This is a genomic window from Priestia sp. FW507-14D1A (genome assembly GCF_058781295.1).
Window position 1 is genome coordinate 1 of the sequence record NZ_JBYSWQ010000010.1, and the last position, 16792, is coordinate 16792.

Here is a 16792-nt window from a genome sequence, read left to right on the forward strand (position 1 = left end):
GCAAGGTGGTAAATGGGTTAAGCGCAGACTCCCATCTCTTGTCTAAGGAGATTCTCTATATGCCCGTATGGGCGCACTCCGAACTCATCGAGTAAAAAAATGACTTCTCGATGACACTTGTTTCCTTTCGCTAATGAAGCGTTTTTGGCAAGTATATAATACAACTGACGAACAAAAATGGAGGCAATAACGTGATTACTAGAATCATAATCCGGTGTGACCATGAAAATAGCGATTGGTTTTGTAAAACATGTCACTTCTTTTACATGAATACTTGGATGTTTCTTTTTCACTGTAAACGTCGTAGCTCCTGTTTCCCTTGTAATCCTATTAATCGATATAACGGTTTCAAGCCTTGATGAAGTAACAATTTTATCACTGAACTTTTCCGTTAATATAATTTCATCATTCTGCTTTACTTCACTTGTAAAGTTGACTTCAAACAACCCTTTGGCATCGGTTTTAATGGTTTCTTTTTGACCATCTGGAAAGGTCATTTCTAAGCGAGTAAGAGGTGCTGCTTTTCCTTTGATTGTTTTTCCAAAGCCCACACGCTTCAAATCGACGCTGTTTTTAGAGGTCATCTTGGCGATTTCATCAAACGTAAAAATGGATAATCCATTCATCGTTTGAGTGAAGATTCCTCCTCTTGTCGTACCTTTTGAGAAGTTTGAAGTCGCATACTGCATTTTGGCGACACTCTCTGTTGGCAGCCCATCAAAGTACAAGTCTAACGCATTTTGAGTATCTCCTTTTTTATTAATCACAACCTCTTTCGAGCCTAACTCCGATAACATATTCGCCACCGTGTACATCGTGATTTTATTTTCTTCCTTTTCCTTAATACACTTATCTGTTACAGCTAGAATCATGGCGTTACATAAACTCATGGCACATTGTTGCCAGAATGGATCTTTGGCATTTGGATTGTAATAAAGCGTATACGATAACGTGTTACATAACGCTTGAGCTGTTGAATAATCACCATCTTTATACGTTTCTTTTATCATTTCTAACAGGTTATAGCTCATCGATTCTAATGGATTAAGTAAGTTTAGAACCTCAACATGATAGCCTCTTTCCTCTAACGTGTTTTTAGAAGCAGCAAGCAACTCCCCCTTTGGATCGTTACAGACTAGGGAAGGCTGTTTTTCAGCTCTTGAGTAGATATCAATCGTTGGAAAAACAAAGGTTTCCCCTTTTCCTGATCGTGTAATACCAATGATTAAATTATTAACGGGTGTGTCATCAATCAGCATGTAGCTTTTCTTCGTAAAGAATCGATGTGTGTGGAGAAGCTTCTGTATTCCCTTTAAAGCTTTGTACTCTTTCCATGTTTGAATGAGGTCATAGGTTTGAATACGTGAAACAGGTACACCGCCTCCACCTTGATACGTTGTCGTTTTTTCAGGTACTTTTCGATATTGCTTTTTTAGTTCACGTCTTGTTGTAAAGCGTCCCGACCCTTTCTGATTGTGGTTTAAATCTTTAAAGTTAGATCGAATGTTGTAAGCAAATTTTGCCGTTAATAAGGCAGCTACTAAACACATCGCTCCATATAAAGGCGCGTATTGTTGAAGATGAATCTCTGTCAAAAAAGATGTGTCCAAATGAAAAGGCTGCGGTTCAAATACATCGCTAAACGTTGTTTGAACAAGATTTCGCATCAAGTTAAACAGAAAGTTCAAGATGAGAAGAATAGACACAAAAAAACAAGCACTTAAAGGAATAAGTACTTGTTTTTCAGCGACCACATATTTGATGGATTTATTAGGTTGCATTTCTCATTCCCTCCTGGTCAATTTCTTCAGAAGTAGGAATGACATAATAGGCACTCGATGAAAGAGAAAAGAAGGTTTGATCTCTTGCCTCATACTTATACTGAAGGTAACGAAAAGCCGTGTTAATGTTCCATTGTACCTCTTTCATATCCTCTTCTGTCACCATATAGGCTTCATTATAAACTAAGTCGTCTTTTTCTTGTTGAGTGAGCTTGGAGATATCAAGAGGAGGCATAGTTGGTTTCGTGCATAATCGAAACTTGAACGCATATTTCAGAAAATCATCTGTAAGAGTGATTGAATCGGCATTTTTAAAGATAAGTACAATCTGATTTTCTAAAAGGATGACATTTTGAACACTGTTCGCAATACGTTGGGCATGGAGTTGAGTCGTGTAAAACGAGCCTAATTCGATTTCCAAAAATAAATCTTCTTCATAGTACTCAACCCCTACGACAAAGGCTTGCTTCTGGTTTTTTACTTTTGTTTGTATATACATCCTATCCATCCTTTCTTATAAATTCTTTAAAGCTTCTTCTTGTTTCTTCTGCTGATCCGTTAACGACTTAATTTTGTTTTCATCTTTTTTGTCTTTCTTGTTCTCTTCCTCCACTTGTTTTTTCGTTTCTTCTATATCTTTTTTCGTTTTTTCGTAGGTTTCTATTTTTTGATTCAAGTCTTGGCTTTGAATATGTGCTGCTGCTTCTTTGGCCTCCTTCACTTTATCTAGCTTCAGGTATGCATAAGCCTTCATTTCATATCGTTTATCGGTCATCTCTACTCCTGATTGGCGCATCATATCTTCCCATCGTTGTTCGTGATAGGCAAGATCAAACGCTCCATTTGGAGAAGGAAACGTTTGTTGAAACTCTTTTAACGCCTGTACATCTCCCTTTTTTGAAATCATACTTTCCACTGCTTCTGGATGGTTTCCTTGAAGCTTAACAGCTTCCTCATACTTTTTTTGATCGACGAGAAGGCTCATATAGACGTTTTTCTGTTCTTTTGTAAGGCTTTGTTCATCAATAGAAGAAAGCTGTTTTAAAGCCCCTTGTGAATCCCCTAAGAGCGCCCTTTCATATGTCCCTGTTATTTTTTGTTCGAGTTTGACTTGTTTTTGTAAATCTTGAATGGTTTCAGCTCGATCTTGAGAAGTAGCTACCGTCGAAAAACACGTTGCTGAAAGGATAAGAAGGGATAAAATCCCTCCTCCATAAATCAACCTTCGATTACGAGTAGAAAGTACAGGTGTTTGAGTTGTTTGCATATGATTCTCTGTTTCTTCCTCTAAAGAAAAAGAACCATCTGTTGTTTTCAGATGGTCCGGTACTTCCTCTTCCAATTGTTCAAGAAAACTTCTCTTTCGAGCTTCCTGTATATCGTCCATTTTTAAAGAGCTTAACTTTTTCTTAATATGATCGACTACATGCCGAGCATGCCCCGATCCAATAGACAATGTTCCTGCATATACCTCTTGATCTTCTTCATCGAGGATAAAGAAATCAGCATGAGCCTTTTTTCTAGTACGTCGATACTGTGTTTCTACTGTTTCTGTTATCTCGCATGCTTCTGGAATCGATAACTTTTGAAATGGCTTTAACTCTTTTGTCTCACTTTTTATAAACATGACAGACAGCATGTTTCTCCATTCCTTTCGTCTAAAAATGAGCATAGAAAAAAGCTATACAATCAACTGTATAGCTTTCTTAGCTTCCGAATCGGATATTTGTATTAACACCTTCAGCTAATGCATAAGCACCCATGACAACCACTAACCCAACTGCGCCACCAACAAACCATGCGATACATTTATGACGACCTCGTTCTCCACCTAAAATTAAGTGATAGCCTCCTACACAAAAGGCAAGAGCTGCGGCAACCATTGCAATACGCTGCATCCATTTAATAATGGACTTTCCACTTTCGATGAGGCCATTCATGCCATCAGCCGCCCCAAGGGTTAAATGCGAAGTTAACTGTGTCACATCAACACTATTCAATAAATCTAACATGTATTTCACTCCTCTTTTTCGTTAGTTTTGTGTTACTGGAATGCTTTGTGGTCTTACAGGAACTGATTCAGCTGATTTCGGTTCGTTTTTTTCCTCCTCCTCCTCTTCTTCACCTGTAAAAGCACTTAATGCTTGAAGAATCAAATCTTGATTTTCTTCAATAAACTGTTGGTGCTGCTGATGTAGCCAGTCATTGTATTTGTTTCCATTCACTTTTAGCAACTTTTCCACGAGGTCTTTGGACTTCTTTAATTCCTTTTGGGAGATCGTCAAGATACCACCACCTTTCAAAACAAATCTCTTATTCTTCGAAATACAGTTCTTTTGAGGTTTCAATAAAATGAGAAAGTTCAGTTCCTAGTTGAGATGAGTCATATTCATCTAAATCAATCTGTTGTTTTAACTTCCCTTTCTTATAAACAGCAAGTGTTTCCCCATCCTGACTTAAACCATAGTCCATTTGGTTTTTCGTGTGATCGTATTGAGGATGATTACTATTTAACTCTTTTCCGTCAACTTCATTTTCCTTTAAAGCTTTTTTCACCTCATTCATATTTACTTCTCGTTTGTTTGCATTAAAAGAATATAGAACAAATCCTGTACCATCTTCTTTCATAAATTTCTTCATTTGAAGAGGACTTAATTCTTCTAGTTCACCATTTCCTTTCACTTCACTTGAATTGTAGGAAGAGACAAACGCTGTGCCTATTCCTAGAGCCACAACGATTCCTGCTACAGCAGAAAGTAACCATTTTTTGTTTTTCATAACCATTCTCCTTTGTTCTTAATATTCAGACATAACAAGCGATTCTGAAACCTACCGAGAGTCATATTTTACCATAGGTTTAGCGATCATCTCTGTCTTTTCAAGGTTATGAAAGGAAATATATACCCGTTTCTGGCTGGAAGGGCAAACCCTATATTGGCATGCATAGTTTTCACTAAGCCCAATAATGCACAACGTTTTCGGCATGTACGAAGAACCTCGTGTATCTACTGTTTGGAGTGTTGTCGCTTCTTCGGAGTTACCCTCACGTCATCACTCTTTACAGATCATGGATACACCGTCACTGTTTTGTTGCTAGATCACCGATGAGTTTTAGGACGCACTCATCGAACCTTTTCGTTATCGTATACCTTAACCCCCTTGTGATCCGTTTAGGGGAGGCACGCAATATAAAATTATCAAGGTACCACTTCTCGTGCTCTCGGCACGTTTCAAAATCGCTTGTATGCTGCATCTAAGAACTAGCAGGTCTTTTGTAAAACTTCCTTCAATTCCTCATCTTTCTTTCTGCGCTTAGCGACGATGGTATGAGCCTGATCCATTACTGAGCGTACTTCATAATAAATATCAGCTATACGTTTGACATCGCCCGTTCCTTTTTCTACAGCTACCCCTCCTTTTAACGTATACAACTTTCCATCAAAGGTTTTGGCACTTTTCGCCCGTGCATCTGATATATCATAGAATGCTAGTCGCTTTTGTGCTTCCATGTTCATCGCCCCTTTAAGCTGTTAAGTATTTAAAAACTTAGTTCATATCCTTCTGACCTGGTAAGAAAATATCTTCTAATCTAAGATCCAATGCCTCTGCGATTTTCTTCATATTTTCAAACGTTGGATATTGACGAGTCCCATTTTCAATTTGAGAAATAGTTGGTTGCGGGACTCCTGATAACTGAGATAAATAAGTTTGGCTCCATTTCTTCTCTAACCTCTTTTCTCGTATGGTCTTTATTTCCAGCACCTCCTTGAGCACATTATATTCGATAATATATAATTTGTAAACAGATTAAAGATAATTTTTTTGCAAATATTTTTGGGTTTTTATTATTTACGAATTTTTTCTGATAAGATAAATCTAAATACAAATATTTTATAAGGATGAAGTGCAATGGATATCAAGAAATATATGGGTATGAAAATTAAGGAATATAGAAAGTCAATGAAACTTACCACTATGGAATTAGGTTCTTTATCTGGAACTTCACAAAGTACCATTAGTGAAATAGAACGAGGTACTCGATCTATTCAGGTCGAATCCTTAGCCAAAATTTGCAACGCTCTTGGTGTCACGCTTAACGATGTTTTGCCTATAAGTGCTTCTAAAGAAAAAACAGATGCCTCTTATACTCCTGAAATAAGCCAACTTACAAATTTAATTAGCTCTTTGTCTTCTGACGAAGTTAGGTTACTTACAGATATACTTTTGAAAGTTAATCGATTACCACAGTCCGACAGAGAATCCTTAAAATCTTTACTTAACTCGTTAATGAATAATAAGTTATAAATATATGTTAGAAGATTATAACCGTTTGGAGGAGGGTCAAAAAAATACCCCTCCTCAAACGGTTATAATCGTGGTAAAATTTATAGTTTTCTCTATAGATTATAGTTCTTGAAAACATAACAAAAAAAAGCAAAATGCAATGTGAATATTAGCTACAAACTAACTCCTTACTGCATTTTGCTTTTTATAATTCGTAATTGTCTTTTTATTGTTTCGACAGATTTATATAATTTGTCAGCAATTTGTGATTTATTTAACCCTTGTTCCCTTAAGCTATAAACTTCACGTTCAGTTGGTGTTAATATCTTTATTTTTCTTTCTTTCCTTAACTCTCCAACTAATACATTTGTAACATCAGCATGGAGACTAACTTTCCCTCTGAATGCTTCTCTAATAGCGTTAGGAATATCTCTATAAGACGTTTTTGTTATGTAGTTAACAACACCTGTATCAAAGCATTCAAGTATAATATCCTTTTCATCCCAAGATGTTAACATAATGATTTTCTTTAAACCTTTTTCATATAAGTGCCTAGCGACTTCTAAACCATTCAGGTTTTCTTCATCACCCTCATCTTTTAATAACGTTAAATCCAATAAAACTACATCAATATTATTATAATCAACTTGTAAGGCTTCCTCTTTATTGTAAGCTTGTTTAACAACAGTAATATCGTTCTCTTTTTCTATATAATCACTTATACATTTCATCCAAACAGGATCATCTTCTACAATCATTAATTTTATTTTGTCCATAGGTTATTCTCTCCTATTAGTTTAGAATTAAATTGTTCATTTACCCTAAATTCAATAATTCTCTTAGAAGGCAAAGTTAATGTAAAAGTCGTTCCTTTTTTGACCTTACTTTTCACTAAAATATCGCCACCATGTTTTTTGAGGACATTGTAACAGTAGGTTAAACCAAGTCCAAAATTTGTTTGATTATGTTTAGTTGAATAAAATGGATCTAATACATGAGTAAGCTCATCTTTTTCGATTCCTTTACCCTCATCTATAAAGTCAATATGAATCTTTTTTCGAGTCTTGTAGACTTTTATTAAAATTACACCTTGACCATTCATTGCTTCACTGGCATTTTTGATTATATTTAAATAAGTTTCTTGTAATTGCTCAGTATCACCAAATACTATAGCATCGACTTCATATTGTTTAATGATTGTGATATCAGGATGCATATTTAAATAAGGTTTAAGCAAGTTAATTGCTGAATCTATACTTTCTCTGAGGGAAAATTCAGATTCTTTAAGGTTTATAACGTCTATCTTACTTTGAATACGCCTTGAAAGTTCTAAAACGTGATTTGTTGAATTTAAAACTAACCCTAGATTTTCAGCAGACCTTTCTTCAGGTGGCATTTGTTCTTTAATCTGATTCACTAATAAATCAATTTTAGCTATTTCATTTTTTATTGTATGGTTGAACAACGCTGTACCGGAACGCGCTGCTTTCATTGTGGAATCACGCATTTCCTTTTCAAACCTAATCCGCACTCCAAGAATTCCATATTTAACTCCAAAGTAAACAAAAACAAGAAATTGAATTACTATAATCCAAGGATTATAATGCCATACGCCCACAATCCCCAACGCTTCTAAGATAATATTTGTGGTCAGCGCAAATGTAAACATTGGGACTACAAATACACAAGTCAGTATTTTTCTTCTCTTAATAATTGGACGATCTTCTCGCCATGCGGCGTATATCAATAAAATATTAGCTACTATTACATATGGTACTACCCAAATTGCTAAAATACGGAAATCAACTTTAAACTCTGGATATACTTGAAACATAAGATACATAATAAAAATCGGAATTAGTAAGAGTACCTTTAATATATTTCTCTTTCTTACATTACCAATTGCATCCGAATAAACTATTCCAAAAATCAACATACCATATGGTGTGAAATAGTGTCCTATCGATGTAAATATCCCATCCAAATGTAATACCCATTCTGGCCGATGTATCCCTTTTCCTAGTAAGGCTCCTATACCTCCAAAACCTCCACAAAATCCTATAACACTTGCCCATCTAATTTTCTCATTTTGAGGATTTCTAAAAAAAAGAATTGAACTCATTAACCACAGTAAAGCCACCATTATAAACATAAACATATGTCCATTACCTCTTTAGCTTATTTTGTAGAAACGAAATGGTATCCTTTTCAATTTTTTTTCGTTTAAGTACTATTCCTGCATGCCCACAATTGTAGACATAACGTGTAGGTTTACCCCAAGACTCCCACAACAGATCTGCATCTTGGATATGAACGTACTGATCATGTTTAGCAGAAATTAGTAGTATATTTTCTTTATTAATTTTTGGAAGTGCTTGATTTGGCTCGACTAATTCCCAATACTTTACTAGATCGTTGTAATTAACTCCATGAGACTCTAAGTCCCTTCTTATATACTTACCAGGAATTGTATTCCATATTGAATAACTAAGACGATTAGAATAAAATATAGAAACTAATGCATCAATTTCTGACTCAAGTGTAGCAACTAAATTTGAGATAAAGCCACCGAGACTAACACCAATTATAATTACGGGACCTTGTTTGTTATTTTTCATCCATTGAATTAGAGCCCTTAAATCAACGATTGCTTGCCTAGTAGATTCAACAGTCCTATTAATATTGGCACTAACCATAAATTCTCCACTGTAAAGTGATGCTTCTGGCTGACGTTCTAAATGGTAAGGAAGTGTATAGTAGTACATGTTCCATCCTAAGTTATTCATAATTGAATCATGAAAAATCTTCTTTACCCTATCAAATCCTTTCATTCGCCAACCATGTACAAAAATAACATTAGGCTTATTTCCGACTTCATTTAAGAAAGACTCACCTCTTACGTAATCATTGGGATGATCCCCAGAAGGTCTCAAACTTTCAAATCCAAATCCCCCTATGCTGTAGCCATTTTCTTTAGAAGTTATATTCAAATCAATATCTGCAAGTGATGATGGTACTTCAAAAAAAACATCTCTATCTATATTCGTTGGTGCATGATCAAAATCAATATGATATTGATTCTCTTTACTTCGGTCTTTATGCAAATCATACAGAGCATAATAATCTATCAATTTTGAAAGTAACAAGTTAATATCTCCCCCCCAGCCGATTCTTTATGTTTATGTTATTTTTTACATTATTTCTCATGATATCAAACTATCTACTATATTTACATGAATCAACAATCCCTTTATTTTTAATGTACGAGAATCAATTAATCTCTTTTTGTTGACATTAAGATAAATAAAACTATTTTTTTACCATTTTTTTAATCATATGATAGCCTATAGTCCTAACTTTTATAAAAAAAGATTTTTTGTCACTTTAATCAAATTTAAATGTTCCACTAACTCCGTAGACATTCTGTACATTTTTAATAGAAATCACCTTAATCCCATTCTAAAAATAGATAATGAACTGTTATTAGTTCATTGCAGAACCCCACCTGTTGCTTCAGAACAGAAATTGGTTTCATCTAAAACAACAAGTTCACCTTTAGTTAAACTTAAATCAAACTTAACAACTGCTTTTTAAATAATCAAAGAACAAGTTCAACTAATTACACCACAAGTTCACCATGTATTCATCACAAAATACATCCCATTCATTTAAGTATAACTTAAGTTTAACTTAAGTCATAAAAGCTCATAAAATAAGATATATACACAAACTCCAAACAGGAATTGTTGATTTTTTATCGAAATCATATAAAATTAAATGAATAGATGGCTGTGAATCGAGTGAACACCCATAAACTTAACAGGTAAATAACCGTGAACTGAGTGAACATAATTAAATAAGGTAAATGAATGACTGTGAATCGAGTGAACTTTCACAAAACCCACAAACGAACGACCGTGAACTGAGTGAACGTACATAAAATACTAATAAATGGTGGTGGATTACATGAATAATTCTGAAAGCGTAAACTTCATTGGTGTACCAGAAGCATCTGAATATACCAACATTCCTCCTGAAACATTAAAAAGGTATCTAATTAATCATGAACAGTTTTTAAATTTCAAAAAAGAAGGTAGACGTTATAAAATAAGTATTGAATCGCTAGATCTATTAAAGAAAATCCGTGAACTCTATAGCGAGGGGTTATTAAAAGAAGATGTGAACGATAATTTAGCAAGTGATGGGCTTCCTATAACTATTACAGTCAAAAATCAAGAAGAAAAAGGTTCCATCTCTATAAATGATGAACTAAGTGAAATAAAAAAGATGTTACAACAACAAGAACAACAGATGACACAGCAGATGCAATTTAACCAAAAATTAGTAGAAGAGTTACAAAAAGTTAGCCAAACAAATCAAGAACTGAAGCAAATGATAAACAGAAAAGACGCTGAGTTGATAGGAGAACTCAGGAAGGGATTGTCTGAAAGTAAAAAAATGATTGAAGAAGCTTCTGCTAGTGCAGAGTTAGAAAAGAAAAAAACGTGGTGGGAAAAATTAATAGGTAAATAACAGAAAGCTTCTACTAGGGATAGTAGAAGCTTTCTGTTATTTATATGTTGTAATTTAGTTATAAAAGCACGAATTATAACACACTTTTAATAAATTGAGGAGGGTTATTTTTTTGACCCTCCTTAATTTTTAAAATGAATTGTATAATAAAATAAATTTATTACAAGAAAAACAGTTCAAAAGAATTCTTTTGAGATATATTACTAATTTTTATTGAATTATAAGATTAATTAACGCTATAATAAAACTAACAAAAATGACCGGAATAGAAAAAAGACTTCAACTGTTTAAGTAGTGCGACCAACACACTTAAACCGTTCCCCCTAATTGCGGTAGGGAAAACACTTGTCGAAGTCTCTTGTTAATAGATTTAGTTTTCTATAAAATAAAACTTATGCTTTTATTTTATATGAAATAGCTATCTATTTCAAGGGCTTAGTTCATCAAAATCAAGACATTGTTTTCCTTTTTCCAGGGAAACAGTGTCTTTTTTTGTTCCTTAAAGGAGAAGATGAACAAATGACAAAAATATTAACCTGCTATTTAAGAGATGTAGACACCTTCAACGGACGGTTTAAGTGGTTATGGAAGAACAAATCTACACTTCGGAAAAAGAAAGAAGAGTTTTTAGAAATAATTCGTACTCACTATAAACAGAATCAATCAGCCATACATAAAGAATTTCCTAAAAAAAGAATGGAAATGCTCGATTATGTCATCTATAACCTAGTGGCTACAGGCATACAAGCCATTCGTTCTGAAACGCTCATGAAGAAATTTAAAGTTTCTAAAAGTACGGTTTCTCGTTTTGTACGGTCGTTAAAAGCTACACCTTTTATACTTGTAGCACGTTACATTAAAGAAGATGCAACAGGTACTCATCCTGATAGCTATGTATTTATTCTTAAAAGCCATAAGAACTTTAATCACATTTGCGAAGAAATCTTTTTTGCCCATGATACAACAGGTATACAAACAGTCCAACAAGAAGAAATGACAACTCCTGTGACGCTTCCTGTGATGTATCCAGAAAGTGCCGAAAACGTTGATACACCAAGCCTAAAGGCCGATAAATTACCTGGTGCCTTTATTAACCTTGATTTACCTGTAAATCATATAAATAATCATTTAATGTCTGCTTCACAGTCATTTACCTATATCAAAGGTGTTCCTAAGAAAGTCAATCAAGTCTATGCAGGTAAGTATGGTCATCAACTAAAAGACTTTTATGCTCGCATTCAAAATGCTGCAAAAGCCGTAAAACGAGATACAGAGATTATGATTGAAAAAGAGCAAATACATGGAATTGCATATACATCTATTGTTGGATTAGACAAATATGTACATGAAGCTAATCATAAAGGCCATTCTTTGTCCTTAGATAATATGTGCCAATTACTCTATAAAATTGCGAAAAACCAATTCTATCAGTTAGTTGATCCTAAAAACCAGGATTATTCATCAGTATATCCAACTCATGAGGAAGTTATACATAAAGAAGAATCATCAACAAAATTGTTTATACCAAAACATATTATCCGTAAAGAAATCGTTCCTGATTGGTTAGAGGCTGAGCAGGATCAAGAGAAGGGTACAAAGAAAGTAGAAATATCTTTAGAACAACAGCTTGAAATGATTCAGTTAAAGCAAGACTTAGGGCAAGAACTTACACCAGAAGAGGAATACTTGCTGCAAGAACATTGCTCTACGTACAGTTCATTAGAAATGGCGGAACTGAAACAAGATTTAAGACAAGCATTAACACCTGAGGAGCAAGACTTATTGCATCAATATGCTAAATTAAAGGAACCAGCTTCTTAATTTTTAAAAATAGTTAAAGCATAGCAAGGATTTTCACTATTTCTAACGTATTCAGTGTTTTAAGAGAGACTTGGCAGGATTTGAACCTGCAAGATGCCAAAGTTGTATAGTGTAATACGACTGGCTGCTCTGCCATTGAGCTACAAGTCCACACTACAAGTATGCACATAGTCTTTGTTTATATGTACAACAGAAGAAAATGTAAAAAATGAAGAAATCCCTTAGAAGCTAAATTATTATTAGGATATGTTTATTTAGAACAGTGTTCTAAATAATAAATAAATCTATATCTACGCAGGAGGAGCACATTATGCCACATAAAATTACGTTAACTGGATCAGCCACAGGACCACTACGAGAATACGATAGGTATGTTGCCTTTGATATGCGTGAAAAAGGATCACCATCTGCGCCTAAAGGCTTGAAGAAGAGTACGTTTATTTCGTACACGGTATTTGTTGCAAAGAAGGCTTTTAACAAAACAGGTCTCACGAAAAAAAGTATTATGCAAGAAAAAATCTTAATTCAAGGAGAACCAACTTTAGACATTCCGATTGATGAATGCCCTGGTGAAGTAGGTGTAATCTGCTTCCAAATTACCGTTCTCCCGAACAAGAAAGACAAAGAAGGCAATGAACCAAACGATAAAAAAGAGGCCAAACAAGAGGCTTCTGCAGCGCAACAAGAAGTTGCTGCTACCAAACAGGAAGAAAAACCGGCACCTACTTCTCAACCTGCAGCAAATGAAGAGAAGAAAGCTGAAAAAGTACAGACAGAAGTGAAGGAGACACCTGTTCAAGAGAAAAAGGTGGAGCCACAAAAGAAACAAATAACAAATCAGCCAAAAGGGACACAAGATCTTCTAAGTTTCGACGAAATCATCGTACCTGAAGAGTTCTTAAAGACACGTCCAAACCCTCAAAAAACACAAAAGGTCATTGATTTTGTGAAACGTACAGGGCGTCTCGATGAGCCATTAACGATTGAAAAAGGATCGAATATCTTGAAAGATGGTTACCGTCGTTATATTGTGGCCAAAACCGTTAAAATGGATAAAGTTCCAGTTATGTATGAATATCAGAAGTCATAATGTATTTCCTTGAAGCTAATCCGTTGTATCCGTTGTAAGGAGATTGATAACAATGAGAGTTGTGAAAGAAAGCATTATTTATCCATTACCAGAGGATCAAGACATTGCAAAATTAGAAGCTTCTTTTCGTATCCAATTGCCCAATGCGTATAAAGAATTCTTGAAACAATATAACGGATGTACAGTAATAGATTCTACACCACTAACAATCATCAATAAGAGGTGTCAAATTGAACGTTTTTTGGGCATTATTAAAAACTTCAGTGAGCATCCTTATGGTGTGTATGATATTGGTTGCTGTGAAACTTCTTTAGGAGAACAAGTCCGGAATTTTTATGATGAAGATCTCATTGGATCTGAATTAATTCCAATTGCGAAGCTAGCATGGGGAGATTATTTATGTTTGAACTTTCACTACGATAAGAACAATGCGTCTGTTGATTTCCTAGACTACGAAGAATCATATGAATGTGATCCAGCTACATCAAAGATTGCTGAGACCTTCCAAGAGTTTTTGAGTATGTTATTATCTAAGGATACGAAATAGCAGAAAATGCTATTTCGTAATGAGATCATCTACTCATTTTGATTTTCAATCATAAAAGAGGAAGTGTCGACATGAAAAAGTGGCTTTGGATCATGTTATCCGTTGGAGTTATTACTCTCGTGTTTATGATGAATTACTTTATAGACAAAAGTCAGCAACAACCAAACATTATACGAAGCGTTTCACTTACAACTAGCACATCTCCTAATCAACAAAACATTGTTGAAGTAAAAAAGATGTATAAACAAACCACTGATTATTTTGATTATGAGCAAAAACAAAAGGCTGATTCTCTTAGAATGTACTACGGACAACCTGGAAGTACTCTTAACCAGTATAAGGAGCTCCAAGGAATTCACCCTTCTATGATTCATGATGTTGATGTACATTGGAAAAATGAGCAACATGTCATCATTAACATTATGAAAATGAATCAACAACATAAAAACAAGGTGTACAAGCGATTTAACTATAATCTTGACGAGATGTAGACTTTGGATTTATGGTTTTATATCTCTGCATAGGGAGTCTTATGTATAGTATTACACTAGGAATTGTTATCCTCATCTGAGGAGGTATATAGGTAGATAAAGTGTTAATTTATAAGAAGGGGAGAAATATAAAGTGAATCAAGTAATAAAACCAGCAGGATTTTGGATACGCCTATTAGGAAATCTATTAGATGGCATTATTGTAAGTATTCCTTTGGGGCTTATTGGCTTTCTTTTGATCGTGAAGATCCCATTACATCACTCATAGGGTTTATCTATGCAGTTGCTGTACCTATATTATGGTATGGATATACTATAGGTAAACGAATTGTTGGAGTTAGAATTGTCAAAGTCAATGGAAAGAAACTTGGAGTCGGAGCAATGCTATTAAGAGTTCTTGTAGCCGGCATTGTTTATGGTATTACATTAGGTATTGCGTTAATTGTAAGTGTGTTCATGGTGGTTTTCCGTAAGGATAAAAGAAGTCTTCATGATATGATGGCAGGCACGTATGTTACATATTCAAAACCAGGTGAAATAGACGATAAACAAGCATTGGTAGATTAATACTTAATCAACAATGCCGAATACCTTCTATTTCTAATCTACTATTGGGGACTATTCAAACCTCCTACACATTAAGGTGTAGGAGGTTTTTCTGTGTAGCAACTACCGGTTATGGGTAGGATAGCTACACATCAGAAAGTTTTTTAAAATATGAAGAGGTTAACTATAGATTATTGAACATACTTATTACTTTCTTTTTTCACTATCCATGCAAGTAATTCTTTTTCTTTGTCATTTAAATGTCGATTTAAACATTTCTCAAAATCAGAAACTAATTCTTCAAAACGAGGGCTATTTTCCATCTACATTCCTCCTATGTCACAAGTCTAAAAAGATACATTTAATATATCTCTATTTCTTTATTTTTCGTTACCGAAATCATTTTCATTTTCCAAACGTTTTTAATCATATTTAGAACAAAGACCGCCCATTATGTATCAGTTTATAAGGCGGTCTTAACTGTATTCATGCTATATGTTTATGCCCAAAATATCGACACTATTCTAAAAAGACGTCAGGTAAAAAAGGCAATGGCTAAAATCGCTGCCACACAACCCAAATAGATATTGCCACTCCAATCCCTCTTTTCCCTTTCATTCACCGCATAGCTATTATAAGAACCTTCAATCGGCTCTATTTTAAGTTTTCGTTGTATTTCGGATTCTTTATCTAAAATCAAGTCTAATTCCTCCATTGTTTGATAATTGTAAGGTAGGAATCTCCCTTGTTCGTCTCTCAATCGGTTGCTGACGTCTTGTAATGCGTGCTGTCTTTTCATGGTTAGAGGACTGTTGGCTGAGTTGAATAGTTGCTCCTGACATTGGTTGGCCATCTGTTGATGTTCCAAGTAACGTAAAAGCACTTGTATACGTTCCTTTTCGCTCAAGGTCATCATGGTTGCTTCCTCCCTTCTCTTCGATGTTGGGCTCTTGTTCCATCCATAACTGGTGGGAAGAAGGTTCCCATGAAGAGGAGGGAAGAGGGACGTCACTCATTTTATATTGATTCATCAATGCTAAGAAAACGGGGTTGTGCGCTGCTGTAAAGAGCGCACATCTTATAATTTGATTTCGGTCTAACTCGGTAGCCTGAAAAAGACTATCTACATATGTACGATAAATAGAATGATACCGCACAGTTGGTCGATAGGTGTCTACTTGGTTTTTGGCCTTCTTATTTTTCTTCATACGTGTTTTTCTCTTTCAAAATGACCTCTAACAGCTGTTTGCCTTCTGACGTTAAATAGACGTCTTTTCGACTTAATAACAAGATTGCTAATTCTTTTGTCATTTGATTCGCTCCATTCCTGATGATTATCCTGACGTCTTGAGGTGACGTCTTACTAAATGATATGAGTGATAACTTGTCCACTATTCCGATATTTTCTTCAAAAGTGTATGAAACTTCGAATTTTTGGACAAGACTGATACTAAAAAGGTGATTATATATGTTTGGGTTAGGTAAGCAACGTAGTAAATTAGGAAAATGGTTAGATCAAAGAGGAATTTCGCAACAATGGTTAGCGAGTACTTCAAAGGTTAGTAGATCCACTGTTAGCGAACTTTGTAAGAGAAATGTAGAACATGCACCTACACAGCGAACTATGACCAAAATACTCAAAGCTTTAAGGAAAATAGATCCAAATTTAAAGGCACATGATTTTTTTGATATGTAGATA

At 34.7% G+C, this 16792-nt stretch carries 20 protein-coding genes and 3 pseudogenes; 8 read left to right on the plus strand and 15 right to left on the minus strand.

The features are described from left to right. Positions 1–68 precede the first annotated feature (68 nt). The 8 genes and pseudogenes from AC3WJG_RS23680 to AC3WJG_RS23715 all read right to left on the minus strand — a co-directional run. A pseudogene (locus AC3WJG_RS23680) lies at positions 69–1781 on the minus strand (VirD4-like conjugal transfer protein, CD1115 family); the annotation flags it as partial. After that, positions 1771–2280, minus strand: coding sequence for a hypothetical protein (locus AC3WJG_RS23685; protein WP_492588643.1), 510 nt, complete (start codon positions 2278–2280; stop codon positions 1771–1773). The pseudogene AC3WJG_RS23680 and the gene AC3WJG_RS23685, both read right to left, overlap by 11 nt. A 15-nt stretch (positions 2281–2295) precedes the next feature. Continuing rightward, on the minus strand, positions 2296–3420 hold the full coding sequence (locus AC3WJG_RS23690) for a hypothetical protein (RefSeq protein WP_492588645.1): 1125 nt from the start codon (positions 3418–3420) through the stop codon (positions 2296–2298). A gap of 67 nt (positions 3421–3487) precedes the next feature. Further along, positions 3488–3793, minus strand: coding sequence for a hypothetical protein (locus AC3WJG_RS23695; RefSeq protein ID WP_047933325.1), 306 nt, complete (start codon positions 3791–3793; stop codon positions 3488–3490). A 21-nt stretch (positions 3794–3814) separates the two neighbouring features. After that, positions 3815–4066 carry a hypothetical protein gene (locus tag AC3WJG_RS23700; protein WP_492588648.1) on the minus strand — a complete coding sequence of 84 codons (252 nt, stop codon included), beginning with the start codon at positions 4064–4066 and terminating at the stop codon, positions 3815–3817. 28 nt (positions 4067–4094) lie between these two features. Further along, entirely contained in the window at positions 4095–4559 is a 465-nt protein-coding gene (locus AC3WJG_RS23705; protein WP_047752055.1) for a hypothetical protein, read from the minus strand. Positions 4560–5041: 482 nt separating this feature from the next. After that, positions 5042–5290, minus strand: coding sequence for a hypothetical protein (locus AC3WJG_RS23710; protein WP_492588650.1), 249 nt, complete (start codon positions 5288–5290; stop codon positions 5042–5044). Between the two features lie 37 nt (positions 5291–5327). Beyond that, positions 5328–5543, minus strand: coding sequence for a helix-turn-helix transcriptional regulator (locus tag AC3WJG_RS23715; RefSeq protein ID WP_181170547.1), 216 nt, complete (start codon positions 5541–5543; stop codon positions 5328–5330). A gap of 147 nt (positions 5544–5690) precedes the next feature. Here AC3WJG_RS23715 and AC3WJG_RS23720 point away from each other — a divergent pair, with 147 nt between their 5' ends. Beyond that, positions 5691–6086, plus strand: coding sequence for a helix-turn-helix transcriptional regulator (locus tag AC3WJG_RS23720; RefSeq protein WP_047752052.1), 396 nt, complete (start codon positions 5691–5693; stop codon positions 6084–6086). 167 nt (positions 6087–6253) lie between these two features. Here the strand turns inward: AC3WJG_RS23720 and AC3WJG_RS23725 are convergent, their stop codons facing one another. The 3 genes from AC3WJG_RS23725 to AC3WJG_RS23735 are packed head-to-tail and all read right to left on the minus strand — an operon-like array spanning position 6254 to position 9211. Further along, the gene (locus AC3WJG_RS23725; protein ID WP_492588652.1) at positions 6254–6841 is read right to left on the minus strand and encodes a response regulator; all 588 of its coding nucleotides are present in this window, start codon (positions 6839–6841) and stop codon (positions 6254–6256) included. Further along, complete coding sequence (locus AC3WJG_RS23730; RefSeq protein ID WP_226701723.1) at positions 6829–8223, minus strand: sensor histidine kinase; 1395 nt, start codon at positions 8221–8223, stop codon at positions 6829–6831. Before AC3WJG_RS23730 ends, AC3WJG_RS23725 begins: the two co-directional genes overlap by 13 nt. Positions 8224–8230: 7 nt before the next feature. Then, positions 8231–9211: an alpha/beta hydrolase gene (locus AC3WJG_RS23735; protein ID WP_492588654.1), complete on the minus strand. Its 981-nt coding sequence runs from the start codon at positions 9209–9211 to the stop codon at positions 8231–8233. 820 nt (positions 9212–10031) lie between these two features. Here AC3WJG_RS23735 and AC3WJG_RS23740 point away from each other — a divergent pair. Next, entirely contained in the window at positions 10032–10598 is a 567-nt protein-coding gene (locus AC3WJG_RS23740) for a hypothetical protein (protein ID WP_115652766.1), read from the plus strand. Positions 10599–11117: 519 nt separating this feature from the next. Further along, positions 11118–12419 carry a replication protein gene (locus AC3WJG_RS23745; RefSeq protein WP_492588656.1) on the plus strand — a complete coding sequence of 434 codons (1302 nt, stop codon included), beginning with the start codon at positions 11118–11120 and terminating at the stop codon, positions 12417–12419. Positions 12420–12484: 65 nt separating this feature from the next. Here AC3WJG_RS23745 and AC3WJG_RS23750 read toward each other — a convergent pair. Beyond that, positions 12485–12569 (minus strand): annotated as a pseudogene (locus AC3WJG_RS23750). Positions 12570–12729: 160 nt separating this feature from the next. Here AC3WJG_RS23750 and AC3WJG_RS23755 point away from each other — a divergent pair. The 4 genes and pseudogenes from AC3WJG_RS23755 (at position 12730) to AC3WJG_RS23770 (ending at position 15114) form a co-directional block, all read left to right on the plus strand. Next, positions 12730–13509 carry a ParB N-terminal domain-containing protein gene (locus tag AC3WJG_RS23755; protein ID WP_047752048.1) on the plus strand — a complete coding sequence of 260 codons (780 nt, stop codon included), beginning with the start codon at positions 12730–12732 and terminating at the stop codon, positions 13507–13509. Between the two features lie 52 nt (positions 13510–13561). Then, positions 13562–14056: an SMI1/KNR4 family protein gene (locus AC3WJG_RS23760; RefSeq protein ID WP_264388376.1), complete on the plus strand. Its 495-nt coding sequence runs from the start codon at positions 13562–13564 to the stop codon at positions 14054–14056. A 71-nt stretch (positions 14057–14127) separates the two neighbouring features. Beyond that, positions 14128–14547, plus strand: a complete 420-nt coding sequence (locus AC3WJG_RS23765; protein WP_154974692.1) for a hypothetical protein — start codon at positions 14128–14130, stop codon at positions 14545–14547. 133 nt (positions 14548–14680) lie between these two features. Next, positions 14681–15114, plus strand: a pseudogene (locus AC3WJG_RS23770) (RDD family protein). A 170-nt stretch (positions 15115–15284) separates the two neighbouring features. Here AC3WJG_RS23770 and AC3WJG_RS23775 read toward each other — a convergent pair. The 3 genes from AC3WJG_RS23775 to AC3WJG_RS23785 all read right to left on the minus strand — a co-directional run bounded on the left by AC3WJG_RS23775 (position 15285) and on the right by AC3WJG_RS23785 (position 16301). After that, positions 15285–15416 carry a hypothetical protein gene (locus AC3WJG_RS23775; RefSeq protein WP_264388377.1) on the minus strand — a complete coding sequence of 44 codons (132 nt, stop codon included), beginning with the start codon at positions 15414–15416 and terminating at the stop codon, positions 15285–15287. Between the two features lie 212 nt (positions 15417–15628). Continuing rightward, positions 15629–15793, minus strand: a complete 165-nt coding sequence (locus tag AC3WJG_RS23780; protein WP_264388378.1) for a hypothetical protein — start codon at positions 15791–15793, stop codon at positions 15629–15631. Continuing rightward, on the minus strand, positions 15780–16301 hold the full coding sequence (locus AC3WJG_RS23785; protein ID WP_264388379.1) for a hypothetical protein: 522 nt from the start codon (positions 16299–16301) through the stop codon (positions 15780–15782). Before AC3WJG_RS23785 ends, AC3WJG_RS23780 begins: the two co-directional genes overlap by 14 nt. 260 nt (positions 16302–16561) lie before the next feature. Between AC3WJG_RS23785 and AC3WJG_RS23790 the strand changes: the two genes are divergently transcribed. Next, positions 16562–16789, plus strand: a complete 228-nt coding sequence (locus AC3WJG_RS23790) for a helix-turn-helix domain-containing protein (protein ID WP_043981743.1) — start codon at positions 16562–16564, stop codon at positions 16787–16789. Positions 16790–16792 lie beyond the last annotated feature (3 nt).

Excerpts from the sequence above, each read along its gene's own strand:
- AC3WJG_RS23685 (WP_492588643.1), bottom strand. The coding sequence starts at position 2,280 with ATGTATATACAAACAAAAGTAAAAAACCAGAAGCAAGCCTTTGTCGTA.
- AC3WJG_RS23690 (WP_492588645.1), bottom strand. The coding sequence starts at position 3,420 with ATGCTGTCTGTCATGTTTATAAAAAGTGAGACAAAAGAGTTAAAGCCA.
- AC3WJG_RS23695 (WP_047933325.1), bottom strand. The coding sequence starts at position 3,793 with ATGTTAGATTTATTGAATAGTGTTGATGTGACACAGTTAACTTCGCAT.
- AC3WJG_RS23705 (WP_047752055.1), bottom strand. The coding sequence starts at position 4,559 with ATGAAAAACAAAAAATGGTTACTTTCTGCTGTAGCAGGAATCGTTGTG.
- AC3WJG_RS23710 (WP_492588650.1), bottom strand. The coding sequence starts at position 5,290 with ATGGAAGCACAAAAGCGACTAGCATTCTATGATATATCAGATGCACGG.
- AC3WJG_RS23720 (WP_047752052.1), top strand. The coding sequence starts at position 5,691 with ATGGATATCAAGAAATATATGGGTATGAAAATTAAGGAATATAGAAAG.
- AC3WJG_RS23725 (WP_492588652.1), bottom strand. The coding sequence starts at position 6,841 with ATGGACAAAATAAAATTAATGATTGTAGAAGATGATCCTGTTTGGATG.
- AC3WJG_RS23730 (WP_226701723.1), bottom strand. The coding sequence starts at position 8,223 with ATGTTTATGTTTATAATGGTGGCTTTACTGTGGTTAATGAGTTCAATT.
- AC3WJG_RS23740 (WP_115652766.1), top strand. The coding sequence starts at position 10,032 with ATGAATAATTCTGAAAGCGTAAACTTCATTGGTGTACCAGAAGCATCT.
- AC3WJG_RS23745 (WP_492588656.1), top strand. The coding sequence starts at position 11,118 with ATGACAAAAATATTAACCTGCTATTTAAGAGATGTAGACACCTTCAAC.
- AC3WJG_RS23755 (WP_047752048.1), top strand. The coding sequence starts at position 12,730 with ATGCCACATAAAATTACGTTAACTGGATCAGCCACAGGACCACTACGA.
- AC3WJG_RS23760 (WP_264388376.1), top strand. The coding sequence starts at position 13,562 with ATGAGAGTTGTGAAAGAAAGCATTATTTATCCATTACCAGAGGATCAA.
- AC3WJG_RS23765 (WP_154974692.1), top strand. The coding sequence starts at position 14,128 with ATGAAAAAGTGGCTTTGGATCATGTTATCCGTTGGAGTTATTACTCTC.
- AC3WJG_RS23775 (WP_264388377.1), bottom strand. The coding sequence starts at position 15,416 with ATGGAAAATAGCCCTCGTTTTGAAGAATTAGTTTCTGATTTTGAGAAA.
- AC3WJG_RS23785 (WP_264388379.1), bottom strand. The coding sequence starts at position 16,301 with ATGAAGAAAAATAAGAAGGCCAAAAACCAAGTAGACACCTATCGACCA.
- AC3WJG_RS23790 (WP_043981743.1), top strand. The coding sequence starts at position 16,562 with ATGTTTGGGTTAGGTAAGCAACGTAGTAAATTAGGAAAATGGTTAGAT.